We start from the raw sequence: 23,646 nt of genomic DNA on the forward strand, positions 1-23,646 counted from the left end.
AATCAAGTTCGTTGAAAATTTTCATTATTATCAATTAGGTAACGAAGAAATGCAGTCAGGAATTTTTGAGCTCGACTCACGGAAAAAGTGCCGGTATTCGATTCAACCCCGAGGCGCCGGCCGTTCCATCCTGGGCGGTGCGTGTCTCGAATTCGGCTTCAACCATCAGCTTCCGCTGACAGGAATAAGGAGGTAGCCGACCATGACCATGACTTTCATGCAGAACAATTCGGCTCTCCGCGAAGCCGCACAAGATCTCCCGATACACAACGCTTGAGTTGGGTCACCAACTGCCTGCGCGATGTCTGAATACTGATATCCGTTGCGGTGGTATCCTAGTCACTGTCCCGTCGTGACCGCAAGGGTCCTGTCGAACAGTTTCAATTGCTGATGTCGGGAGACGATCTCTCTTCTTTGTCGTTTTGACCGGCACAGCACTCTCTTCAAGCGATTGATTTTCGAACCCGCCGACGCGCGGGAACAGGAGACCTGTGCCATGTGGAATGAACTGAACCTTCTCCGCTCGTATGTCCGCCAGGGCAACACCGATGCCGGTGGTTCCGTCTGCCGAATAGCTGCCGTGAACAGTCACGTCAGAACCAAGCAGAACAGGAGACCACCATGTCCAATGACAATCCGGAATACTACAAGGCACCGCGTGCATCTCGCACGTCGCGCAAGGTCACTCTGAAATCCACGGTTTCGTCCCGCGGATTTCTTTGGAACCACACCAGCGATCGCTGGGCTGGATACGAAAGTACCCTCGAAAGGGACTTTCTGACGATCTTGAACGTCCGCAGTGACGTCAAGCTCTGGCAAGAGCAACCCGAGCCCGTGACCTATGTCGATGATCAGGGAAAGCGCCGCACGCACACGTTCGACGTGTCGGTTCACCTTTTTAACGGCGAAACGGTTGCATGCGACGTCAAACCCCAAAAACGACTGGTTCGCAGTGGGATTGAAGAAGTTCACCGCCTCATCCGCCGCCAACATCCGGACTACGCGGACAAGTTCCTGATCCGCACCGATCGGCACATCTCTCGCGTTCTCGTTCGAAACGCCGAGCTGTTCCTCCGAGCACGAACACTCCGGGATGAGGAAAGCATTGAGGAGCTGCGCCGGCATCTCATCTCGATGCATGGCGTGTACCGCTTGGCTTCACTCGTCGCCCTTCTGAACGACCAAGCGGCCGGCTTCAACGCCGTACTCAACCTTATTGATAGCCGGGAATTGAAGCCGGTCACACGCGGCAGCATCAACGACAACATCGAACTCGAAATCTGCAAAGCAGTCTAACAGGAAAGGAAATTGAAAATGGCCAAACTTGACAAAGACTGCGGTGGCAGCCTTCAGGGTTCCGAATCTGAGACCAGGATCTGCCTCGACGAGCATGCGAAGATCACGCTCAGAGGACAGCCGCATGTCACGGTGTCGTCCAACCAGAAAGCTTGCGTGCTTCGACGTGTCGACCGCCCGCGGGTTTACACGAAGTTCACAAATGCTGAACTGGGTGATTTGATCGCAAGGGGCCTTCTTGTCCAGGAAGATAAACCGCTTTCCCATTACGAATTGCGTCTCAAGTACGATCACGAAATCCAAATCTGGCAACTTCCAGAAAAAGTCGCCAATCGCGTCGATTTCAGAAGATTCATTTGCCTTGAATTTCTTGCGTTTGAAGCCGCTGGCATCACTTCTCGAAGTGATGCCTCCATGGCCGTCGTGATCAGCCACATCCACGCGCATTGGCTGAAAGTAAATTCGAAACAACGCGGTGGCCACAAGCGCTTTTGCTCATCGCGAAACCTTCAGAAATTCCGCTGCCCACACCCCAGCACCGTTCGTCGTTGGCTCCGCAAATTTGAAGCCGGTGACTTCAAAGCCATGGCTCTCTGCCCGCCGGCACACAAACGCATCATCTGGAACCGGTGAAAGCCGCGCTGGAAAAGCACCAGTCCCGCCTGGAACCAAAACCCAAAAGGAAAAGGAAACCGATCATGACCGAACTCAACAGCACTCAGAACACCCCTTCAGTACCGGGCGCCGAAAGTCGCATCCGCTTCGCACCTGACACAAGAATTACGATCAAGGGTGTTTCTTATACCCAGGTCTTTTCCGACGAAGAAGCGTGCGTGTTGCGCCGCCTTGATACTCCGGAAGTCCATGAGAAGTTCACTTTTGCTGAACTTCTCGACCTTGTTGCGCATGGCCTCCTTACTGAAGAACCGGGCGCATTTTCACCGACCGTGGCACGCCTCAAAGTTGGACCAAACATCAAACTTTCAGATTTGAAACCGGAGGTCGCCGAACTGGTCAGGTTCCGCCAGTTCATCTGCGACGAGTTTCTCAAGATGGAGACAGAGGGACAAACCTCGCGCAGCGACGCAGCAATGGAGCAAACGATCAAAGTCCTTTTTGGACAGTGGTTCACCATGCTTGTGCAACGGGCGCCAGGCGCCCGGTTTAGTAGTCAGCAGACACAGGGAACCTTCAAAATCCCAAAGCCCAGCACCGTGCGCCGTTGGCTTCAGAAGTACGAAGCCGCAGACTTCAATGTGATGGCGCTATGTCCCTTGAAGCACAAATGTGGCAACCGGACGGACCGCCTTCACCCCGACGTTAGGGACCTCCTTCGCAGCAGTGCCAGGGAATACGCCAGCCTCCTGAAACCGACGATGGTGAAGGTCTATGAAGACTTCGTCGAACACTTCGACGCGTTGAACGAAGCACGCGCCCAAAAAGGGTTGCCAGCCCTTCCCAAGCCTAGCATCAGGGCCATGCGCACGGAAATTCGCAATCTCGCCCCTTATCACGTCGATGCCGGTCGAAATGGTGAGGCCTTCGCGGCGAAAAAATATGCGTATATCCAGGGAAAGAACAATCCTGAGTGGCCCCTGCAAGTGGTCGAAATGGACGAGTGGAAGGTCTCTCTCCAGACCCTCTTGAAGGGCATCGGCAGCTGGGAAAAACTCGGACTTTCGACCCGTGAGGATCTCAAGAAGGACCTCGGACGCATGCAGCTTTCAGCCGCAATCGACGTCCGGACAAAGTGCATTCTGGCAATGCAGCTGGCGCCCACGGCGACGACCGACCTCGCAATTTCTACCTTGAAAATGGCGATGTCCGACAAGAATGATTTCGCCAAAGCTGCCGGTTGCGAAACACCTTGGGACATGGCAGGTCGCATCCAGACGGTAAGGGTGGACAATGGACCGGCTTATACCGCCGGTGCATTTAGCACTGCCGCAATCGATGCCGGTATTGCCGTCGACTACACCGTTGCCGGTGCACCGTATCTGCGTGGATCCATCGAGCGTGTGTTCAGCACCATCCATACCAAACTTATCTCAGGATTTGACGGACGCACTTTCAGCAACGTTGTCGAGAAAGGTGACTACGACGCAGGTGCGCGCGCATCTCTTACGATCGAAGAACTCGCCCAGGCGCTCGTCCGCTAGGTGGTTGATGTCTACCACAACACGCCGCACGAAGGTTTGGGTGGACAAACGCCGCGAAGTTGCTGGCTTTCCCTGCGGAAAAAGGTCGGCGTTCCGCTCGCACCAAACGAAGATGCTATGCGCGCATGCTTCGGGATTACCGTTGAACGTCGCCTTCGGAGTGAAGGGATCCAGCTTTACTCCAACAAGTACCAGTCCACCGAGCTTCAGAGCATCCGTCGGGAACATCGAACCGGACAACTGAGAGTACGCTTCGATCCGGACGATATCGGGCACATCTCCGTAGATACGCCTAAGGGTTGGCTCAAGGTTCCTTGCACGACGAAAGAGATGCACGGAACGTCCCTCGAAGCGCATGTCGCCAGTCGGCAACGTCTGTTGGCACAGTATGGAGAAGAGGCTGCCCAGTCAGAAGCGCTCGTCAAGAAGGCACTCGCGGATCTTCGCCGGCTCTCGGACGAGAGCCGCAAGAACCGGAGCATTGCCTCCCCAGTCTTCACGGCTGACAACCTCGCCAAACTTGACGCCCATTTTTCAGACGACCGTCTGAGGGTCGATGAAGACTTCGAGGGCGACATTCTTGGGCTCGATGAACCCAATGAAACTGCCCAGACCAAACACGATCCAGACAGCCCAATTACCCACATCCAGGACGCTCCGCCGTTCCTGGGTGACGACGATGACGATGACTACATTTTGGAGGACTAACATGACATCTTCGAATTACCATACCCCCGCCCCTGAAGCACAATCGCCTGGCCCGAATGCGCCTGGCCGACGGCAGAGGTCGGCTGAGATCACGAAGCTTGAGGCAGAACTTCAGCACACCTATTTCCCTCAGAAAAGTGACGAAGACCTTCTCGACAGGCTGAACGACCTTCTCGACACCTTTGAAAATTACACCGACGCTGTCGAAACAATGGGATTGAGCCATGTGGGGAGATTGAAAGAAGGCCGCGCGCTCGCCATCGTCGGCGCATCCGGTGTTGGCAAATCAAGATCCCTTGAACGCGCCTTTGAATCTCTCGGAATGAATGATCGCAAAAGCCCGTTTCGGATTATTTCGATCAAAGCGCCATCCCCGTGCACACTGAAGCAACTGGGTACCTCTGTCCTTCAAGCGCTAGGCTATCCGGTTCGACGTGAACTGCGGGAAAATGTTGTTTGGCGCAAGGTGCGAGACCAGCTCAAGCTCCACGGCATTCGCTTCCTGCATCTTGATGAGCTGCAACACCTCACCCAGCTTGAGAACCCCAGCGATTCCATCAAGGTCTGTGACACCTTGAAGGGGCTCATGCAAGACGAAGATTGGCCGGTTTGGTTGGTTTTGTCCGGAATGCCCAACCTGGCGGCTGTGATTGAAAGCGACTTTCAATTGCGCCGTCGCTGCACATTTGTCCGTCTTGATCTGATGACACCGTGCGCAAATGATCTCCAGACAGTCCAGCGGATCATCAAAAACTATTGCAAGAAGGCGAAACTTGAACACCAGAATCTTCCGATGAACGAACTTTGCAGTCGCCTCATGCACGGCGCAGAGGGAAGAACCGGATATCTGATTGAAATCGTCCAGGACGCGCTTTGCAAGGCGTTGAAAGCTCGACGAAACATGCCCCTCATGGGCGACTTCGAGCTTACTTTTGAGGCCAGAACCGGCTGTCGCCCCGAACACAATGTTTTTGCCGAAGACGTCGAATGGCAGAATATTGACGTCCGAAACACTCTTTTCCCCGAAGACAAAGAAGAGGACGAAGTACCGCAGCCGAAAAAACGCCGTCTCAAGATCGTTCGGGGGGCCTGAGCATGGAACTGGACCCCGTCTACATTCCCTGTATCTATCCGGACGAAACCGTCGCCAGCTACGTTTCACGCGTAGCAAGTAAGGCCGGCTACACTGCCCGGGACTTTTGTCTCGACATGGAGATGAATTTCCAGGCTCTTTGCGATGGCAAACCGGAAGCGCTCGCCCGTTTCTCTGAACTTGTCCGTTTCGAAGGCGACCGGTTCCCGGCAGCAATCTTCAAACGCACCGGCGACTGTCGGTTCGAATTTAAGCAAGAACCGTTTTCCAGAAATTCGCTTCGTCGAGCGACAGTGAGGGTCTGTCCCCATTGCATTCAGGAAGACCTCGAGCGAGACGTTGATCATGAAAAGGTCAGGCCATACGGGCGTTGGTCTTGGAACATCGCCTCCATTCGGACCTGCTTGAAACACAAAACGCCCTTGGTCGTGGCTGCGCACGAGGACCATCCGCAGAAGGTGCATGATTTTTCGCCGCTCCTCCAACCGTTCGTGGAGGACATCAACCGACACGTTCTCGCTGCACAGTTACGTGAACCTTCAAGCCTCGAGATCTACCTGGAAAAACGGATCAGCGGAGATCAGCCCGAGAACTTGCTGTCATCCCTTCACCCTCACGCTTATGCCGCTGCCCGGGCCTGCGAAATCATCGGCGCGACAAAACTTTATGGCGCAAGAATCGTCGCAGAGAGTTTGTCTGAAGACCAGTGGTACGCAGCAGGTCAGGTAGGCTTTGACATCGCCATTCAAGGGGTAGATGGAATTCGCCACTACCTCGATCATTTGCAACATAAGTTTGCAAGCAAAAACCAAAACTGGGGCCCAAGACAAATCTACGGCCGATTGTACGAATGGCTTGCTCACGAAACTGAAGACACGGCTTATGACGATCTCAGGACGACAATCACCGAGCATGCATTTGAAACGCTGCCCATGGGGCCAAACGACGAGATCTTCGGTCGGCGCCCGGCAAAACGTATCGTGCATTCCGTTCATTCCGCTCATCAGGAAACCGGTGCTCATCCAAAACGACTGAAAAAAATTCTCCACGCGGTCGGGCTCATCGACCAAAGCCAACTCGGAAAGACCGACGAACGCATTCTTTTCAATGCTGACGACGCAAAGTTCTATCTCGACCGTGTCGAACAGAGCATGTCGATGAACCAGGTCAGGGCTTACATTAATGCGCCGCGGCCCGTCGATAGGTTGCTATTCGAAGCAGGCATTCTGAAGCCATGGCTTACCGGCGGAACAGTTATCTTCAAGGATCATGCTTTCGCGAAGTGCGACATGGATGAGTTCCTTTCGGATCTTACAACAGACACAAAACCTGTGACAAACGACGAGACTAACTTGGTTCCAATTCTCAAGGCGCAAAAATTGGCCAACTGCTCAACCTTGAAAGTGGTGCAACTGATCCTGGAACATCGCCTTCGTACGCTCCGTACTGATCCTAACGAAACGGGCTTTCTCTCCATTCTTGTCGATCCTGAGGAAGTGAAATCGCTCGTCCGGGGCAAAGACCATGGTGGGTATTCTCTGCGGGAGGTCGAAAAGAAACTGAAAACCTCAACCAAAGTGGTCAAAGCACTCGTCCAACGAGGTTGCCTGGAAGCCGAAACGGCCATCAATCCGGTCAACCGGTGTCCGCAAACCATCGTGAAGCGCGAAATCTTGGACGCTTTCATGAACAAGTTTGAGACCGCAAGTTCGCTGTCACGACGATTGGGTATCCACCTCCAGACGCTGATGAAGCATCTCCGGTGTTCGGGGATCGAACCAGCGTTCGCCGTTGAGGACGTTCACGCGACAATCTACGATCGAGAAATCGCGTCAAAGAAAGCGCAGGAGTTTACCAGACATGACCAACAAGAAGAGTCCTGACAAGCTCACGAATGTCGACGTCAGTTCGACCCCGGCCCTTCGGAACAGGTCCTCTGCTGAGTCTTCCGGTGCCACGAACCTGTGGCTCGATGAATTCACCGAACGGATGACACATCCAGGGCCAAAAGAAGAAGAGTTCTTTGAGCGCCGCCGGCAGCTCAACTTGGGCGCAGGCATCGATAAAAATGGAAACTTGGTAACATCAGGTTCAAAGCCCAAAGAATGAGCGGACCATACTGACGGAAACGCCCCGCGGCAGCCGAAGTTTGTATGCCTGGCAGGTTCGAACTTCAGTCGCCATCACCCTGATTTAGATACTCAGCGCTGCGGAAATTTCCGATCCTCGTTCGCATCAACATCTGGTTGGAATGCGCCTCCCTTTCGGGAGGTATTTTTTTGCCTGACGTCAGCTTTCCAAGCGTTTCTACCGAAATTGAGCAACACTTAGCTTTCATTTGAGTACTTCTTTGACCGAATTTCCGGATTGACTGAGCCAAATTTAGAAATAAAATTGTTTATTTTCAATACCTTACATATTCCGTGCGCCATACTATGCTTACCAGCACAGTTCGCCCAGGCTGGTTTCCACCGGCCAAAGCGCGGCTCCCGGCGCCCAGAACATTGAACACCCGCCCATCGGAAACGATCAGGCGGGTTTCATCTTTGGGCCATGTCCAATGATGCCGGATGCCTAACGCACCACGTCTATCGAGAGCTGCTGCACCGGAAAACGTGACTGTACGGCCTCACGGATGGCGAGATGCTATCAGGAACTCCCCCGAAAAATACAATACTGCGGGGTTGTTCCCGGAGAACTGTGCCTAAAGGCCCGCTGCTTTTGACGAGCCACACCGCAACCGCATGTCAAATTTCTCCCGGAACCCCTTCAGGCACCTGTATAAAATCACGCAAAATAAGCACCCAACCCAAGATTATTTATAAAATTACACAACCTAAAGTATTTTTCGCAGTAATGCGCCTCAATATTGGGCACGATCACAACACAATTTTTATTTACTATCCCGGATTATGGAAATCTGGCTAAAGCTGCAGTCTAATACATAGCCAGAGGAGCCGAAAGGAAGGGTGTTGACGGCATTGGATCTAAGGTCACTCAGCGGTGCTGCGATCGGTTTTTCCGCTCGCATTCGCGCGGTTGCGTGCCTGTTGCTCTTCGCTGCGCTCCCGCTCAATGCGCCCGCTGTTCAGGCGGAAAACATCATCCCGGACTTCAATCTGCTGACCGAAGACTGGAAGCCCTATCATTATGTCGAAGATGGCAAGGTAAAGGGCCAAACAGTCGATCTCCTCCTAGGTATTCTGGAGGAAATCGGATCAAGCCAGGGGCGTGAGGACATTGTGTTCCTCCCTTGGGCCCGCGCCTACAGGCAGGCACAAACCGAGCCGAACACCATTTTGTTTTCAACCGGCCGCACGGAAAACCGGGAAAAGCTGTTCAAATGGGCCGGGCCGATTCTCAAGTTTGACAGCTACTTTATCGGCAAGAAGAAGAGAAACTTCAGCATCGAAACGTCGGAAGACCTCCATCAGTACAAGGTCGGTGTTGTGATTGACGGGGCGAGCGCTGCCCTTGCGAAACGGCACGGCATCCCGCAGGAAAACACGACCTTCAACAGCGAGGGCGTCTTGAATGTGAAAATGCTGGCTGCCGACCGGATAGATTTTATCCCCATCCAGTGGAAGAATTTTGAGAGATTGGCAATCGAGGCGGGCATTGACCCGTTACAATTTGAGCCGGTGTTTTTGGCAAACACCATCAGCTTGAACTTTGCGTTTCATCTGGACACCCCGGACTGGGTTGTCCGGGAATTCCAGACGGCACTTGATGACGTGCTCGCACGGCCCGGACACGATGACGGCTCGAGCCCGTCGGACCTAAACTAGCCCTTCGGCGCATGGCAGCAGCCAAATATGATTTGCGCCAATTCTGCGCCCTCGGTGTCGGTATTATTTGACCGACTACAGCCTGCCGCTTGAGAGTCACCCCCGCGATGTGCTGACCATAAGCATCGTCCCCGAGTAAACGCGCCATTCCGAATTGGCAAAAATGCTATACCATTCAGATTTTTATCAATTGCCCGCTCCGGAGCAGGCGGCTAGCCTCTCGTGGTGGAAGTTTTCGAGAGGTGTTCGGCAGGCGTTTTCCGGTTCATTCAGTTTCTATTCCCCAAACAACAACTATCCAACAACAAGTCCACCGTAGACAACGGGCTTTACCCATTCTGCGCTTGGCACCAGCCGCAGCCGATACCGCTCCCAAACATTCCGGTTTTCATGGGAGGTCAGTTTATGTCGACATTCAAACTGGGGCGTATGGCAATTGTTGCCGGTGTTGTGCTGCTTGCTCCATTTCCTGCTTTTGGACAAACACAAGAAAAGCCCAACATCCTTGTCATCTGGGGCGACGATGTGGGGCAATCGAACATCTCCGCCTACACATTCGGCCTGATGGGCTACCAAACGCCGAACATCGACCGGGTCGCCAAAGAAGGCATTATGTTCACCGACTATTATGCCGAGCAATCCTGCACTGCGGGCCGCTCGTCCTTCATCATGGGGCAATCGGTGTTCCGCACCGGTCTGTCCAAGGTCGGGCTTCCCGGAGCTGAAGAAGGCATGCAGGCGGAAGATCCCACCATCGCGGCCCTTTTGAAAGACGAAGGCTATGCGACCGGCCAATTCGGCAAAAACCACCTGGGTGACCGGGACGAGCACCTGCCGACCAATCATGGTTTCGACCAGTTCTTCGGCAATCTTTATCATCTGAATGCCGAAGAAGAGCCCGAAAACGAAGACTATCCGCGCGATGCCGTTCTTCCGGACGGCCGGACCTTTCTGGAAGCCTTCGGGCCGCGCGGTGTGATCCGGTCGTCCGCGTCTTATGACGGGGGCACGGTGACCCAGGACATTGAAGACACCGGCCCACTCAACATTGAGCGCCAAAAGGTTGTTGACGATGAAACATCTTCTGCTGCGATAGCCTTTATTGAGGAAAAAACCGCCGAAGGCACTCCCTGGTTTGTCTGGTGGAATGGCACACGCATGCACTTCCGCACTCATGTGAAAGACGAAATGCGGGAGATTGCAAATGGTCTGACAGATGGTGTTGCTGATGAGTACACCGCCGGTATGATCGAGCACGACATGCATATCGGCCAGTTCCTCGACAAACTCGACGAATTGGGCATCGCAGACAACACGATCGTGTTTTATTCCACCGACAACGGTCCGCACATGAACACATGGCCGGACGCTGCGATGACACCGTTCTGGGGCGAGAAGAACACCCAGTGGGAAGGCGCATGGCGCGTTCCTGCCATGGTTCGCTGGCCCGGCAAGATCGAGCCTGGAACAGTTTCAAACGAGATTGTCCACCATATGGATTGGCTCCCGACATTCTTGGCTGCTGCAGGCAATGAAAGCGTCAAGGAAGATCTTCTTGAAGGGGTCACCTCCGACACGATGGGCCGGGACTACCGGGTGCATTTGGATGGCTACAACATCCTGCCGCTTCTCACCGGCGAAGTGGAAGAGAGCCCGCGTGATGAGATCTTCTATTTCACCGACGACGGCGATCTGGCGGCCCTGCGGTATGCCAACTGGAAGATCACCTTCCTGGAGCAAAAGGCATGGGCCACTTTCAGGGCCTGGATGGAGCCGCTGACCCCGCTTCGTGTGCCCCTGATCACCAACTTGCGCCGCGATCCTTATGAGCGGGCATATCGGACGTCCAACACCTACTACGACTGGATGCTCGACCGCGCCTATTTGCTGGTCCCGGCGCAGCAATATGTGGGCAGGTTCCTGGCGACCTTCCAGGAGTACCCGCCCCGCCAGGAGGCCGCCTCTTTCAGTCTGGACAAGGTGATGGAGAAACTGAGCCAGCCCGGTGGCGCACAGTAGTCATTGGATAGATGGAATGGGGCGTCATCGGGTGCCCCATTCTCAGCCTCGGGAGGGCAAGAAATTCCGGATATCAAAGACATCGTGAATGCGCTGAAGCAGACCCGCGACGCGATCGAGCTGAAAATCCATCTGGGCAGCAAAGAGCTCCAAAGGAAATGGGACGAGCTGGAAAAAAGTGGGACAGGTTCGAAGCTGAGGCGAAACTCAGCGAATTCGCTCAATAAATTATTGAAGCCACCTCCCTGCTTGGCGATGAGCTGTCCAAAGCCTTCAAGAAAATGAGGTCTGCAGTTTGATCATGCAAATACGTTGTTTGTTTCCAGGCATAATGGTGGCAATTGCCGCCACGTCGTCTCAAGCCGAAGCCCAGGAGCATCCGAAGCTCGTCTTGCAGATTACAGTTGATCAGCTGCGCGGTGACTTGATCGACCGGAACATTACGTACTTTGGCGAAACAGGTTTCAAACGCCTTCTTGAAAACGGCATCTACTACACCAACGCCCATCATCGGCACGCAAACACAGAGACAATTGTCGGTCATACAACACTAGCGACAGGCACCGATCCCGCTGTTCACGGAATGGTTGCCAACCTCTGGTTCGACCGGGCGACCGGCAAGCCGTTTTATAATGTTCAGGATCCTGATTATCCGCTGCTCGCGATGTCCGGGGTAGATCAGTCTACCGAGATCGATCCGACCCAACGGGCTGCGACATCTGATGGACGCTCCCCCGCGTCGATTTTGTCATCGACCCTGTCTGATGAAATTGCGATCGCGAATGCTGGCGTTTCGAAGATATTCGGGGTGTCCGTCAAGGATCGCGGTGCCATCTCTATGGCCGGCCACGCCGGAACGGCCTACTGGTTCTCAAAGAGCGACGGCCGGTTTGTCACGTCCAGCTACTACATGGACACCTATCCAGACTGGGTAAACGCTTGGAACGATGCCGGGCATGTTCTGGCCTACGCTTATACAGATTGGGAGCTGACTGACCCTGAACAAACCTATCGGTTTGCGGCCTTCGATGATGCGGAGTGGGAAACCGACTTCCCGGGATTTGGCCGCACATTTCCGCATCCATTCGGAGCTTGGGACAGCAAGTATTATACGACGTTTTTGACGCTCAGCCCGGCAGGTGATGAGTTGACGGCATCATTTGCCAAGACACTGATCGAAAAGGAGGATATCGGTTCAGACGATGTGACCGATTATCTCTCGGTGAGCTTCTCATCAACTGACTATGTTGGCCACATTTTTGGCCCCTCCAGCTTGGAAGCCGAGGACAATCTGCGCCGCCTTGATGCAACCATTGGCCGACTGCTGGATCATGTGGACCAAAGGATCGGTCTGGAACACACCTTGGTCGTTTTGTCAGCAGACCACGGCGGAGCGGAGGTTCCGGGGTACCTGGAATATCTCGGTATTCCGGCCGGCTATTTCACTTTCGATGACATAGACAAGGAACCTGCCGCGAGAGCTTTGATTGCTGAGTTTGGGGTCGCTCAGGAGCTCATTTCTTCCTTTTCCCAGCCTTACGTCTACCTCAATGAAAAGCTGATTTCGGACAAAGGACTAGTAAAGGCGGACATTGCCAGAGCACTCGCCAGGGAACTGCAAAAGATGCCGGCCATTGCCTATGCGATTTCCAGCGAGGACCTTGCAAGTGCTGGAATTGCAAAAACGAGTGTAAGTGATGCAGTGCTGGCGAACTTTCATGCCTCGCGGTCCGGCGACGTTTATGTCGTATTTGAACCTCACTGGTTTGTAGGCGATTTTGACGGGCTTCATGTTGCCTCTCACCACGGATCCCCCTGGACCTATGATACGCATGTCCCGATCATCTTTTCCCGGCCGGGGATGAAAGCAAGCCGCATCCCGACGCGTGTCGAAACAGTCGACCTCGCGCCGACCGTTGCCGCCTACTTGAGGATCAAGGCTCCCAGTGGCACTCGCGGCAAAATCTTGGATGAGGTTGTCCACTCTCAGTAGTTTTAGGATCAGCGCGGACCGCTCGATGACAACATCACTGCCACATATCCGAGACGTTAGGACCTGCATGCAGCAGTCGATCATAGGCCCAAAAAATGGATGTAGACTGGCAGTCAGATTTTCCATGGGAGCTAGGCACCTGAAAAAAGCCAGCAATACCAAGCTGGTAATTTCAATTTTCCTGGGACTGACGGGTCTTGCTTTGGCAACCAACTCCGCGTCCAGAGCAAACGGGGATTTCGTTTTGCTGGACGGCGGCACCTTTACGATGGGCTCGAACGAGCACTATCGGGAAGAAGCGACCGAGCGGCAGGTCACGGTGAGCCCGTTCCATATCAAGAAAACCGAAGTCACCAACGCCGAATTCCGAGCCTTTGTGGAGGCGACAGACTATGTCACCACCGCCGAGCGGGACCTGGATCCAGCCGAAAACCCCAACCTTCCCAAGGAACTGTTGCAGGCAGGGTCCATGGTGTTTGCCCAGCCCCCTGGAAAAGTGGACCTGTCCGATTTCCGTGTTTGGTGGCGCTATGTTCCTGGCGCAAACTGGCGGCACCCGGAAGGACCTGGCAGTTCGATTGAGGGAATGAACGATCATCCGGTGGTTCAGGTGTCCCCGGAAGACGCACGCGCCTATGCAGAGTGGGCCGGCGGACGCCTTCCGACGGAAGCGGAGTGGGAATTTGCCGCCCGTGGCGGACTGAACGGTGCGGAGTATACCTGGGGTGACAGCTACGATCCCGAGCAAGGTTGGAAGGCCAACACATGGCAGGGCCTCTTTCCAAGTGTCGACACGAAAGAAGATGGTCATCACGGATCTGCTCCGGTCGGATCCTATCCGCCAAACGCCTACGGCCTTTACGACATGGCCGGAAATGTTTGGGAACATGTGTCCGACTTTTGGGTACCCGGACATCCCGAAGTCGCGGCAACGGACCCGGACGGACCACCAGAGATTCTGGCGGCCAATTTCTCTCATCCGAGCGTTGGAGCCATGAATGTCGTAAAAGGCGGATCCTGGTTGTGCTCCCCTTCCTATTGCCTAAGATACCGCCCGGCCGCCCGCCAGAATGCGGAGCGCAGGCTTGGCACAAACCATATTGGCTTTCGCATCGTCAAAGATGCCGAGCCGTTGGAAGAAGGACCGGCTGAATGACCGATGCTCCCGACATCAAACGATTATCACAACAGAAGTTGAAGGCTTGTGCCGCTGCCTTGATGACTTCGGCCGTCGCCGCGGCGATGGCGCCGGCAACGTTGGCCGCGGATTTGCAGACGCCCGTGCAGGCCGCCAGCGTGCCAGTCATCCCGGTTGAGCGCAGCTGGGAATTTGTGATCGCGCCCTATCTCCTTGCACCCACCATTCAAGGGGATACGACCATAGGCCGTTTGCCGAACACATCGCTTGACGTGTCCCCGGGAACGATTTTTGAAAACCTGCAGTTTGGTGCGATGGGCCATTTTGAGGCCCTTTATGATGGCCGGTTCGGTGCGACCCTCGACATCGCCTATATGGACCTCGGCTCGGGCCGCACGTTCCCGCGCGTCGGCGGAACGGCCGATGCAGGTGTTAAACAGCTGGTGACCGAGGCCTTCTTCGGCTACCGGTTCTGGACAGGCGGACGGGACTGGCTGGAGGCCTATGCTGGCGGCCGCTGGTGGTACAACCAGATCGACTTTAACGTCAGTGTGCCAGGCAATTCGTTTTCCCGCACGATCACCGAACAGTGGGTAGATCCTGTCATCGGGCTGCGCGGGCAGCATTTCTTCAATGAAAAGTGGTCTGTCTTTGGCAGCGGCAATATCGGCGGGTTTGGACTCGTTTCCGACTTTACCTGGGGTGCGCAGGCCGGGGTGGGCTATCATTTCAATGACCGCTGGGCACTGCATCTTCAGTACAAGGCCACCGGTGTGGACTATGACAACGGCAAATCCGGGACCTCCGCATTTTCCTATGACACCGTCACACATGGTCCGATGGCGGGTGTTGCGTTCCGCTTTTGATCAGGCCATACCCGGGCAGCAGCTAAATCTCGGCTGCTGCCCGGCACCGTGACATCAGGATCGGCCGCGCTGTTCGAAACGCGGCAACATCGCTGAAAAGTCTTGGCCTTTGCCGTTTTCCTTTTCAACGAAGTCTTCGTAAAGCGTTCTGGCGGCCGCACCCATTGGCGTGTCGGCATCGGCAGCTTCGGCAGCTGCCTGGCTGAGGCGGAGATCCTTGAGCATCAATTCTGCGGCAAACCCAGGCTTGTAGTCATTGTCGGCCGGCGATTGCGGGCCGACACCAGGTGCGGGACAGTAGGCGTTGAGGCTCCAGGAATAGCCGGATGATGTGGACACCACATCAAACATCGATTGACGGTCAAGGCCCAGCTTGTCCGCCAATGCAAAGGCTTCGCATGTGGCGATCATGGTAACGCCGAGGATCATATTGTTGCAGATTTTGGCGGCCTGGCCGTTGCCCGCGCCCCCGCAATGGACGGCTTTCTGCCCCATGATCTCAAACAGCGGACCGGCCGCCTCAAAGCTTTTGTCATCACCGCCAACCATGAAGGTCAGCGTTCCAGCGGCCGCGCCGCCAACGCCTCCGGACACCGGCGCATCAAGAAATCCAAGCCCGGAGGCAGCGCAATCGGCCGCAACCGCCCGTGCAGCATCAACTTCCACGGTGGAACAATCCACCAGAACTGAACCGGCCTGCATGCTTGGCAAAATGTCTGCAGCAACCGATTTCAGGATGGCGCCGTTTGGCAGCATCGTGATGACAACATCGCGGGCGTCTGCGGCCTCCGCGGCTGTTGCAGCTGCGGTGACACCCTCCGGCATCGGGGCGGACAGGTCAAAACCGGTGACCGAATGCCCGGCTGCGGCAAGGTTCCGCGCCATTGGGCCGCCCATATTGCCCAATCCGATGAAACCGATTTGCATGTTTTTCACTCCCATTTGAATTGCCGGCGATGTGAAATCGCAAGCTTCCGGTGCCTTGTTTTTCCGAACTGGTCCAATCTTGAACAGAACCGGCGGGCACCTTGTTTGATCTTCGCGTTCGGTCAGCTGGCGGTAGATCGGCATCGATTTGCCGCCCTAAACTGATCGAGTAGTAACGGGTCGAGCAAGGGGTGTTTCCTGCTCAACGTCCGACTCCCTTAGCCTTAATGGGCCTCACGAAACAACGGAAGGGCGCATTGCTGCGCCCTTGGTCTTTAATTGACTTGATGGAGGTTTGGCCGCGGATCACGCAGCCATGATTGCGCTGTTGGCCGCAACGATGGCGACCGCATGAACCCGGTTCTTTGCGCCAAGGCGCTCGATCGCATTGCGGATATGAGCCTTAACGGTTGCTGTCGTGACATTCAGATCATAGGCGATCTGCTTGTTCACTTTCCCCTCGCAGAGCTTCAACATGATTTCCAGCTGGCGCGGCGTCACACGCTCGGTCAGATCGACCGGCCAGCCAAAGGCATTGGTGGCCATGGAGTTTGGCAGGGTTCCGGCCGGCTGGGCCTGGGGGACAAAATGAGCAGTCATGACCGGGGTCCAATCCTGGTTTCTTAGACGATGGTCAGACTGTTCAACAAATCGTCAGTCTTGTAAAATGTAAAAATGCATACTGCATATTGCTAATAATTAGCATTTGAAATCCGGCAGATCCGATGAACAAAAAACTCTACTCCGGCCACACCTTACGGCAGATCCGCAACGATTTTGGTCTCTCTCAGGTAGAGTTCGCCAGGAAGGTCGGATTATCAACCGCCTATGTAAATCAGATCGAGAACAACAACCGCCCGGTAACTGCATCCGTTCTGCTTACGATCAACCGGATTTTCGGGGTCGACCTCGCGGCCTTCGAGGAAAACGACCTCGACCGGGTCGTCCAGGATCTTGAAGAGATTTTTGCAGACACCCAGTTTCACAGCGCCTCCATCAAACGGCAGGAGGTCCACGAACTGGTCACCCGCGCCCCGGGAATTACCAAAGCCATTATGGACCTTTACGGCACGCTTCGGAGCTTTCATGACCGCGACGCGCTGACCGACGAGCTTTTCCAGCTGAACGGGCCTGCAGACGGGCCGGTTCAGCTGCAAAAATCCGCCTATGATGAAGTTCGCGATTTCTTTCACTACACAGACAATTATGTGGACGCGCTGGACAGGGCCGCCGAGCGCCAGTCTCTGGATATCGGGCTCCCAAATGCGCACTCCAAATTCAACCGGCTGTGCGAATGGCTTTCTGAAACCCTTCGCATTACGGTCACTCAGGACGGATTTGACGATGGGACAATGATCCGCCACCGCGAGTTTGAACGAACAATCTCCGTGGATCGAGCCCTTCCGGAGACCACCAAGAGTTTTCTTCTAGGCTCCCTGATTGCCGAATTCAGCGCACAAGACCTGATAACCAGTGAGGTCCAGCGGGGCAGATTCAACACACGCTCAGCGGAAAGCATCGCCCGCCTAGCCCTTAGAAACTATTACGCAGGTGCGCTGCTCCTGCCCTATGGCGCTTTCCTAGAGGCCGCGACGCAGAGCCGGCACGATATTCAGTTTCTCTCCCATCACCTGGGAGCGAGTATCGAAACGGTCTGCCATCGGCTCTCAACGCTCCAACGCCCTGGCGCAAAAGGCCTCCCCTTTTATTTCGTCAAGATCGACCGGGCTGGAAACGTCGTGAAACGGCACAGTGCGACACGGTTCCAGTTCGCACGCTTCGGAGGGTCTTGCCCGCGCTGGAATGTCCATCAAGCCTTCGAACAGAACTCGGGCAAGTTCACGACCCAGGTCGCGCAGATGCCGGATGGTGTCCAGTATTTGTGTATTGCGACCAGCGTCACAAAACACTCCCACAGATATGGTGACGGCGAGCGCCGCTACGCGCTCGGATTCGGATGTGAGCTCAAATATGCCGACGCCATTGTGTATGCCGACAACCTTGCGGTCGATTCCCCATCCGATATCGAGGAAATCGGCGTGAATTGCCGGATCTGTCCGCGGGACACCTGCGACCAGCGCGCCTTTCCGGCAATGGACAAGGAACCCTATATCGATCCCGTTCAGCGCGGGATCGTTCCCTACCGCGTCACCTCGGCCAAATGATAAAGGCCCGAAAAGGAGGCTGATCGAGAGGCTGTAATTGCCGGTCTGTGACCTATATTCCCGGAAAACGGACTGCCCGCCCCGAAGGACCGATATGACCAAACCTCTGTTCCAATTCGACAACACCTACGCCCGTGAATTGCCCGGCTTTTATGTGGACTGGAAGGGAGCAGAGGTTCCACAGCCCGAACTGGCGCTTTTCAACCAGGATTTGGCAGCCAGCCTTGGGCTCAATGGGGCTGAACTGGAAACGGAGGCAGGTGCCCGCATTTTCGCGGGCGTCGACAGCCCCGAGGGCGCAGCCCCCCTCGCCCAGGTGTATGCCGGACATCAATTCGGTGGGTTTTCGCCCCAGCTGGGCGATGGCCGCGCATTATTGATCGGAGAGATTGTCGACCCTGAGGGCCAGCGCCGCGATATCCAGCTAAAAGGATCCGGCCGCACTCCTTTTTCGCGCGGCGGAGATGGCAAAGCCGTCTTGGGGCCCGTGCTCAGAGAGTATGTCATTGGCGAAGCAATGCACGCCCTTGGCATCCCTACCACCAGAGCGCTTGCCGCGGTCACCACGGGCGAGCGCGTTTACCGCGAAGGACCCAAACCCGGGGCGGTCTTGGCGCGTGTTGCCGCAAGTCACCTGCGCATTGGAACGTTCCAATATTTTGCGGCCCGTCAGGAGACCGACAAGGTCCGCCAGCTTGCTGACTATGCCATCCACCGCCACGACCCCGATCTGGTAAGCGCTGACGGCAAGTATCTGAAATTCTTTTCAAGGGTTATCGAAAGACAGGCGGCGCTGGTTGCAAACTGGGTATTGGTCGGCTTCGTGCACGGCGTGATGAACACGGACAACACGACAATCTCTGGAGAAACGATCGACTATGGCCCTTGCGCCTTTCTCGACGCTTATGATCCAGCTGCAGTCTTCAGTTCAATTGATCACGGCGGAAGATACGCTTTCGGCCGCCAGCCGGTGATCCTGCAGTGGAATCTTGCCCGGCTCGCGGAAGCCATTCTCGCCTTGATCAACCCGGACGATCTGGACAAAGCGGTGGAACAGGTCACCGAAGAATTGAACCGGTTCCCCGACCTTTATCGCGCCCAGTGGCTCAATGGCATGCGCCAAAAGCTTGGCTTAAAGTCAGAAGACGCGGCAGATCAGAAGCTTGCAGAAGATCTTCTTGCGCTGATGGCAGACAGCGGGGCCGATTACACGCTCGTTTTCCGGACGCTTGCAGATGCAGCCACCGGCAACTCGCAAGGCTTGAAAGCGCAAATTTCCGATCTTGCAGCCATTGAAGAATGGCTGGCCCGCTGGACGGACCGATTAAGCCTCGAAGAGGCCGGCCCGGATGTGATCGCAACACAAATGAACGCGGTCAATCCTCTGTACATTCCGCGCAACCACCTTGTCGAATACGCACTGGAACAAGCGGAGGCTGGAGACCTGGCCCCTGTGCGAAAGCTTTTGGAGGCAGTTACCGCGCCTTACGAGGCACGCGATGGCTTTGAAGACTTCACCCAGCCCGCACCCGAAAATTTTGGTCCCTATACGACGTATTGCGGGACCTGACCCATCGGCCTGCTGGAATGATGCGGCAGCAACCATTGCGTTGGCTGCAGTATAGCCGCGATGCTTCGAAAATGAACGCAGGCGGACGTGTCCAGAGTGGACGCGCCCCTCGCCGCCGGAAATCTGAAACTCACAGCCGCGCTCGAAGGGCCAACGCCCCCCTGCCGGCAGGCGCCTATCGAGCGGCGAACGCTCTAACCGGCCCACCGGATAGCCTCTCCAATTCCGGTAATTTTCAGCCTTACGACCCATACCGGAAAAAACCGGCCGCAATGGCCTTACAACAATGACAAGGTCCTCAACACCAATAAATAGTGCAACTTGAATGACAAAATCTTCGGGAGAGAAAATTCGATTTTTGCCTAAATTTTCCGCAAAGAAAGACCCTTTCATAACGCTGGGTAACGGTTTGGATACACCTCGAGGCCTAGGCATTTACGCATAACAATATCTTCCGGAAAGGACACATGATGCGTACACTTGCTGGTCTGCTGGCACTCGCTGCGGTGGCAATTGCGGCACCTGCTCAAGCTGCCGACATTAATCTGACCACTGAGGAATACAAACCGTTCAACTACACGGACGGCGACAAGATCGTCGGCTTTGGCGCTGAGCAGGTATTCGAGATCATGAACCGCGCTGGTCTCACCTACGAAGTTGAAATGGCTCAATGGTCCCGCGCAATCGGATTGGCGGAACGGGAAGCAAACTACTGTGTCTTCACCGCGGCCCACACCGAAGAGCGTGACCCGAAATTCCTATGGGTCGAGCCTTTGAACGTGGACCGTACCTTGCTGATCAAGATGGCAGGAACTGACGTCAATCCGGCCTCAATTGACGATGCCAAGGCGTACACAGTCGGTACCCAGTCCCAGGACTATACGGAATCCCTCCTCCAGCAGCAGGGCTTTCCGAAAATCGATGCTGCAAAAGACATGGAAACAACCTTGAAGAAACTGGAAGCCGGCCGGATTGATCTGGTTGCTGTTTCCGAGGCGTTCTACAAAGGCCTGAAACAACGCGGCATTGACGTGGAGACTGCGGTTGTCCTTTCAGAAACCGTGCTTTCAATGGCCTGTAACCCGGGCACAGACGCAGCAAACGTCAAGAAAATGCAGGATGCGCTGAAGTCCATGATCGACGACGGAACTCAGGAAAAGATCCTGGCGAAATACCAGTAACTGACCTGAACTGTCGGTAAGTGTTAGACGAAGCAAGGCCCCGGTGCAGGGATGCACCGGGGCCTTTTGCCTGAATCATGTTTTGATCGGCATCGGGTAGCGGGTTCTCCCTGCAGGTGCCTTTCCAAAGAGCATGCGCTCAATTGATTTCCCTCGGCCGGATATAGGACCCGATGATGCGCTCAAATTCGCCATTGTCGCGGATAATAGCCATGCCACGGTTGAAGGCGTCGATGAAATACGGGCCATCATCGATCTGACGGGAAATCAGCAAATGATAGGACCAGGGGTATGTCATACTTTCCAGATGGCCTATGCGTTTACGCTGCTGCTCGCTCAGATGCTCGAGGATGGCCTCGTACCCGCTGGTCTCCAGTTCCGGCACGAAATCAACCCGCCCCATGACCAGCATTTGAAACAGCTGCTGATTGTTTGGAACGCGGGAAACGATGATCGAGTTATCGTCGACAAACGGTGCAAATTGCCGGCCGAACGCGCTCGAATCCAGAGCGCCCATGACCTTTCCCTTCAGGTCTTCCGGTTTTTGAGCCGAAATCGGATTATCGCGTGAGTAAAAAACAACCTCGCGAAGCGTGAAGAGTGGATCGCTTGCAAGATACAGCCGGTCTCTTTCCGGGGTAAGGACCCACATGAAGCTGCCGTCCCAAGCGCCCCTTTCGACCAGCATCATGGCCCGGTTCCATGGAAAGAAACCGTATTCCACCTCAATGCCGGCTGCATTGAAGGCTGCGGTCACCAGTTCAGAGGCCGCTCCATAGTTCGGCAAGTCCTTGGATTGATAAGGCGCCCACTCTCCATTGGTCAACCGGATTTTGGTCGGTGCATCTGCGGTTGCCGGGCCCGCTACGAGCAATGAGAGCAATACGGCTATCAGCGTCTTCATGGCGGCTCCGATCTTTGATGAAGCTACTTCAGGGTGTGAGTGTTACACAAACACAATTATTCTCCAAACCTGCCGGATATTGAACCTGCCCAGCGTCACCGCCGCCACCCGATGGACAGCTCCATTTCAGGCGAACGCTCGCGGCAGTGTCCTCCGGTAGCTGCTGAAAGGCCGGGGCGCTGCCTTCGGTCAGTCCATGCTATCCGGTATCAGACGGTTCCCAATCAATCGAAACTCTCAGCAACGTCATACATCACAGGTTCGAAACTCTTGCAGAGTTCACCAATCCGCCGGTTCCGGTCCCGCATTTCAGGTGTGCGCAGCATCGCTAAAAAGTCTTCGCGGCGCCGCCATTGCGAGTAATTGGCAATCCGGGTCTGGGCATCATTCACATGCAGCCCGGCACCAATGAAGCCGGGCTGATGGCGAATGAAACTTTCATAGGCGTCCTTCAACAATTCCAGCAGGTCGAAGCACGTTCCAGGCGTCATCTCAAAGGTCGTGATCACGGTTTGATAATCCGTGTCACTGGTAATGTGTGGCATGGCTCTCCTCCTTCCATGTCGCAAGGAAGGCTGACATGTTTTGAAAACACCGGCAAGCGGATGGCTTATCCCAAAGACAACTGATTATAACCCATCTGACCGGGTTTTGAGGGCTTTCGGATAGGCGCATGTCGCAGGGCGATACGGTGTTATCGCTCAAGACATGCAACGCAGCCGAATGCCCTCAAAACCCGGCCTTCGGTAGCATCTTCTCGCTCCCCGGACATCGTTTCACCGCTTGTCCGGTAAACCAGACCGCACGGCGCGATGCGCCTCGCCGGAAAACGGGAAGAGGCCATCACATGGGTCATAATCAGGTGTCTTTGGTACTACCATCGGGCGGGAGCGTGACCCCATCGATTTGCATGGACAGGACGGCTTCCCGGGAGAGCGACAAGAGCTTTTCGAAGTGTCCGGCCCGCGAGCTTCCCTTCCGCCACGCGAGCGACATCGTCCTGTTCAGTGGAACACCTTCCACCCTTTTCAGCAGCAAATTTGGCTCCTTGCCAAATTCCGAAGCAACGTAAGCGGCCGGGAACAGCGCAAGCCCCATACCGATGGAGGCCATCTGCCGGACTGCGTCCAGGCTTGTTCCTTCATAGTCCTGGCGGAACTCGGCCCCTGCGGCGCGGGCAAGCTCTTGCACGTCATTGTGTAGCCGAAACCCCTGCCCCAAGGACAAAAGCTTCTCGCCGCGCAACATGGACACCGGGATCACACCGACACCTGCAAGCGGGTGGGTCCGCGGCACGGCCAGGACAACTGCCTCATGACACAGGATACGGTCTTCGATCTGGTCGGAGCGCGTGATGTCCGGGGTCATGACGCAGTCCAGGACGCCGGACCGCAGCTGTTCCTCAAGCAGGCCCGGCCGGTCTTCACGAATATAGAGCTCCAAACCCGGGTAGGCCTGCTTCAAAATTGGAAGCAAATACGGCATGAAATAAGGCCCGAATGTGGACGAGACCCCGAGGCGGATGAGGCCGCCGAGATTACCTTGACCCGCTTTTGCCGCCAGAACGAACTCGTCGAGATTTTCCAGCACTTGACGTGCCATGGGCAGCAAGCGTTCGCCAGCAGCGGTGAGCGAAACAACGCCGGCACTCCGCTCCACAAGTACCGTCTCAAGACTTTCCTCTAGAAGCTTGAATTGAGACGATAATGTGGGCTGAGAAACATTGCATTTATCTGCAGCTTTTCCAAAGTGCAGAACCTCCGCAAGGGCTGAAAAATACTCTAGCTGACGCGCAGATGGCCGGAACGGCATTGCGGACATCTCCATGATAGGAAAATT

21 protein-coding genes are annotated in these 23,646 nt (G+C 55.2%); 16 read left to right on the plus strand and 5 right to left on the minus strand.

The window, feature by feature from the left end; all coding sequences use genetic code 11:
- The 13 genes from E1180_RS22165 to E1180_RS04370 form a co-directional block, all read left to right on the plus strand.
- A partial coding sequence (locus E1180_RS22165) for a hypothetical protein (RefSeq protein WP_208996930.1) occupies positions 1-196 on the plus strand: 196 nt, incomplete at its 5' end.
- A gap of 425 nt (positions 197-621) precedes the next feature.
- Entirely contained in the window at positions 622-1,296 is a 675-nt protein-coding gene (locus E1180_RS04315) for a hypothetical protein (RefSeq protein ID WP_155189851.1), read from the plus strand.
- Between the two features lie 18 nt (positions 1,297-1,314).
- Positions 1,315-1,929, plus strand: coding sequence for a hypothetical protein (locus tag E1180_RS04320; protein WP_196220523.1), 615 nt, complete (start codon positions 1,315-1,317; stop codon positions 1,927-1,929).
- Between the two features lie 65 nt (positions 1,930-1,994).
- Complete coding sequence (locus tag E1180_RS04325) at positions 1,995-3,455, plus strand: integrase catalytic domain-containing protein (protein WP_155189853.1); 1,461 nt, start codon at positions 1,995-1,997, stop codon at positions 3,453-3,455.
- 117 nt (positions 3,456-3,572) lie between these two features.
- Positions 3,573-4,163: a Mu transposase C-terminal domain-containing protein gene (locus E1180_RS04330; RefSeq protein WP_155189854.1), complete on the plus strand. Its 591-nt coding sequence runs from the start codon at positions 3,573-3,575 to the stop codon at positions 4,161-4,163.
- Positions 4,135-5,256 carry an ATP-binding protein gene (locus E1180_RS04335; protein ID WP_244313957.1) on the plus strand — a complete coding sequence of 374 codons (1,122 nt, stop codon included), beginning with the start codon at positions 4,135-4,137 and terminating at the stop codon, positions 5,254-5,256. Before E1180_RS04330 ends, E1180_RS04335 begins: the two co-directional genes overlap by 29 nt.
- Positions 5,257-5,258: 2 nt before the next feature.
- Complete coding sequence (locus E1180_RS04340; protein ID WP_155189856.1) at positions 5,259-7,139, plus strand: TniQ family protein; 1,881 nt, start codon at positions 5,259-5,261, stop codon at positions 7,137-7,139.
- On the plus strand, positions 7,117-7,365 hold the full coding sequence (locus E1180_RS04345; RefSeq protein WP_155189857.1) for a hypothetical protein: 249 nt from the start codon (positions 7,117-7,119) through the stop codon (positions 7,363-7,365). Before E1180_RS04340 ends, E1180_RS04345 begins: the two co-directional genes overlap by 23 nt.
- Positions 7,366-8,228: 863 nt before the next feature.
- Positions 8,229-9,044 (plus strand): substrate-binding periplasmic protein, encoded by an 816-nt coding sequence (locus E1180_RS04350; RefSeq protein ID WP_155189858.1) that lies wholly within the window; start codon positions 8,229-8,231, stop codon positions 9,042-9,044.
- Positions 9,045-9,473: 429 nt separating this feature from the next.
- Positions 9,474-11,063 carry an arylsulfatase gene (locus E1180_RS04355; RefSeq protein ID WP_155189892.1) on the plus strand — a complete coding sequence of 530 codons (1,590 nt, stop codon included), beginning with the start codon at positions 9,474-9,476 and terminating at the stop codon, positions 11,061-11,063.
- Positions 11,064-11,364: 301 nt separating this feature from the next.
- The gene (locus tag E1180_RS04360; RefSeq protein WP_155189859.1) at positions 11,365-13,056 is read left to right on the plus strand and encodes an alkaline phosphatase family protein; all 1,692 of its coding nucleotides are present in this window, start codon (positions 11,365-11,367) and stop codon (positions 13,054-13,056) included.
- 124 nt (positions 13,057-13,180) lie between these two features.
- Entirely contained in the window at positions 13,181-14,212 is a 1,032-nt protein-coding gene (locus tag E1180_RS04365) for a formylglycine-generating enzyme family protein (RefSeq protein ID WP_155189860.1), read from the plus strand.
- Positions 14,209-15,060 carry an outer membrane protein gene (locus tag E1180_RS04370; RefSeq protein ID WP_155189861.1) on the plus strand — a complete coding sequence of 284 codons (852 nt, stop codon included), beginning with the start codon at positions 14,209-14,211 and terminating at the stop codon, positions 15,058-15,060. The genes E1180_RS04365 and E1180_RS04370 overlap by 4 nt, the downstream gene beginning before the upstream one ends.
- Positions 15,061-15,114: 54 nt before the next feature.
- Here E1180_RS04370 and mmsB read toward each other — a convergent pair whose 3' ends face one another.
- Together mmsB and E1180_RS04380 are read right to left on the minus strand one after the other, a co-directional pair.
- Entirely contained in the window at positions 15,115-15,987 is an 873-nt protein-coding gene (mmsB, locus tag E1180_RS04375) for a 3-hydroxyisobutyrate dehydrogenase (protein ID WP_244313956.1), read from the minus strand.
- A 306-nt stretch (positions 15,988-16,293) separates the two neighbouring features.
- Positions 16,294-16,587, minus strand: a complete 294-nt coding sequence (locus E1180_RS04380; protein ID WP_155189862.1) for a response regulator transcription factor — start codon at positions 16,585-16,587, stop codon at positions 16,294-16,296.
- Positions 16,588-16,712: 125 nt separating this feature from the next.
- On the opposite strand from E1180_RS04380, the gene E1180_RS04385 reads away from it, so the two are divergent.
- The 3 genes from E1180_RS04385 to E1180_RS04395 all read left to right on the plus strand — a co-directional run bounded on the left by E1180_RS04385 (position 16,713) and on the right by E1180_RS04395 (position 20,903).
- Positions 16,713-18,152, plus strand: coding sequence for a helix-turn-helix domain-containing protein (locus E1180_RS04385; RefSeq protein WP_155189863.1), 1,440 nt, complete (start codon positions 16,713-16,715; stop codon positions 18,150-18,152).
- A 94-nt stretch (positions 18,153-18,246) separates the two neighbouring features.
- Entirely contained in the window at positions 18,247-19,722 is a 1,476-nt protein-coding gene (locus E1180_RS04390) for a protein adenylyltransferase SelO (RefSeq protein ID WP_155189864.1), read from the plus strand.
- Between the two features lie 467 nt (positions 19,723-20,189).
- Complete coding sequence (locus tag E1180_RS04395; RefSeq protein WP_208996932.1) at positions 20,190-20,903, plus strand: substrate-binding periplasmic protein; 714 nt, start codon at positions 20,190-20,192, stop codon at positions 20,901-20,903.
- Positions 20,904-21,042: 139 nt separating this feature from the next.
- Here E1180_RS04395 and E1180_RS04400 read toward each other — a convergent pair whose 3' ends face one another.
- The 3 genes from E1180_RS04400 to E1180_RS04410 form a co-directional block, all read right to left on the minus strand.
- Positions 21,043-21,807, minus strand: coding sequence for a substrate-binding periplasmic protein (locus E1180_RS04400; protein WP_155189865.1), 765 nt, complete (start codon positions 21,805-21,807; stop codon positions 21,043-21,045).
- Between the two features lie 224 nt (positions 21,808-22,031).
- Positions 22,032-22,352 carry an antibiotic biosynthesis monooxygenase family protein gene (locus E1180_RS04405; RefSeq protein WP_155189866.1) on the minus strand — a complete coding sequence of 107 codons (321 nt, stop codon included), beginning with the start codon at positions 22,350-22,352 and terminating at the stop codon, positions 22,032-22,034.
- 313 nt (positions 22,353-22,665) lie between these two features.
- On the minus strand, positions 22,666-23,634 hold the full coding sequence (locus E1180_RS04410) for a LysR substrate-binding domain-containing protein (RefSeq protein WP_341873546.1): 969 nt from the start codon (positions 23,632-23,634) through the stop codon (positions 22,666-22,668).
- Positions 23,635-23,646: the final 12 nt, after the last annotated feature.

This window comes from Roseibium denhamense, assembly GCF_009711415.1.
Lineage (GTDB): Bacteria > Pseudomonadota > Alphaproteobacteria > Rhizobiales > Stappiaceae > Roseibium > Roseibium denhamense.

Bases quoted from the DNA above. Each gene is read 5' to 3' on its own strand.
- E1180_RS04315 (WP_155189851.1), top strand. From the start codon at position 622: ATGTCCAATGACAATCCGGAATACTACAAGGCACCGCGTGCATCTCGC.
- E1180_RS04320 (WP_196220523.1), top strand. From the start codon at position 1,315: ATGGCCAAACTTGACAAAGACTGCGGTGGCAGCCTTCAGGGTTCCGAA.
- E1180_RS04325 (WP_155189853.1), top strand. From the start codon at position 1,995: ATGACCGAACTCAACAGCACTCAGAACACCCCTTCAGTACCGGGCGCC.
- E1180_RS04330 (WP_155189854.1), top strand. From the start codon at position 3,573: ATGCGCGCATGCTTCGGGATTACCGTTGAACGTCGCCTTCGGAGTGAA.
- E1180_RS04335 (WP_244313957.1), top strand. From the start codon at position 4,135: ATGACGATGACTACATTTTGGAGGACTAACATGACATCTTCGAATTAC.
- E1180_RS04340 (WP_155189856.1), top strand. From the start codon at position 5,259: ATGGAACTGGACCCCGTCTACATTCCCTGTATCTATCCGGACGAAACC.
- E1180_RS04345 (WP_155189857.1), top strand. From the start codon at position 7,117: ATGACCAACAAGAAGAGTCCTGACAAGCTCACGAATGTCGACGTCAGT.
- E1180_RS04355 (WP_155189892.1), top strand. From the start codon at position 9,474: ATGGCAATTGTTGCCGGTGTTGTGCTGCTTGCTCCATTTCCTGCTTTT.
- E1180_RS04360 (WP_155189859.1), top strand. From the start codon at position 11,365: ATGCAAATACGTTGTTTGTTTCCAGGCATAATGGTGGCAATTGCCGCC.
- E1180_RS04365 (WP_155189860.1), top strand. From the start codon at position 13,181: ATGGGAGCTAGGCACCTGAAAAAAGCCAGCAATACCAAGCTGGTAATT.
- E1180_RS04370 (WP_155189861.1), top strand. From the start codon at position 14,209: ATGACCGATGCTCCCGACATCAAACGATTATCACAACAGAAGTTGAAG.
- mmsB (WP_244313956.1), bottom strand. From the start codon at position 15,987: ATGCAAATCGGTTTCATCGGATTGGGCAATATGGGCGGCCCAATGGCG.
- E1180_RS04380 (WP_155189862.1), bottom strand. From the start codon at position 16,587: ATGACTGCTCATTTTGTCCCCCAGGCCCAGCCGGCCGGAACCCTGCCA.
- E1180_RS04385 (WP_155189863.1), top strand. From the start codon at position 16,713: ATGAACAAAAAACTCTACTCCGGCCACACCTTACGGCAGATCCGCAAC.
- E1180_RS04390 (WP_155189864.1), top strand. From the start codon at position 18,247: ATGACCAAACCTCTGTTCCAATTCGACAACACCTACGCCCGTGAATTG.
- E1180_RS04395 (WP_208996932.1), top strand. From the start codon at position 20,190: ATGATGCGTACACTTGCTGGTCTGCTGGCACTCGCTGCGGTGGCAATT.
- E1180_RS04400 (WP_155189865.1), bottom strand. From the start codon at position 21,807: ATGAAGACGCTGATAGCCGTATTGCTCTCATTGCTCGTAGCGGGCCCG.
- E1180_RS04405 (WP_155189866.1), bottom strand. From the start codon at position 22,352: ATGCCACACATTACCAGTGACACGGATTATCAAACCGTGATCACGACC.
- E1180_RS04410 (WP_341873546.1), bottom strand. From the start codon at position 23,634: ATGGAGATGTCCGCAATGCCGTTCCGGCCATCTGCGCGTCAGCTAGAG.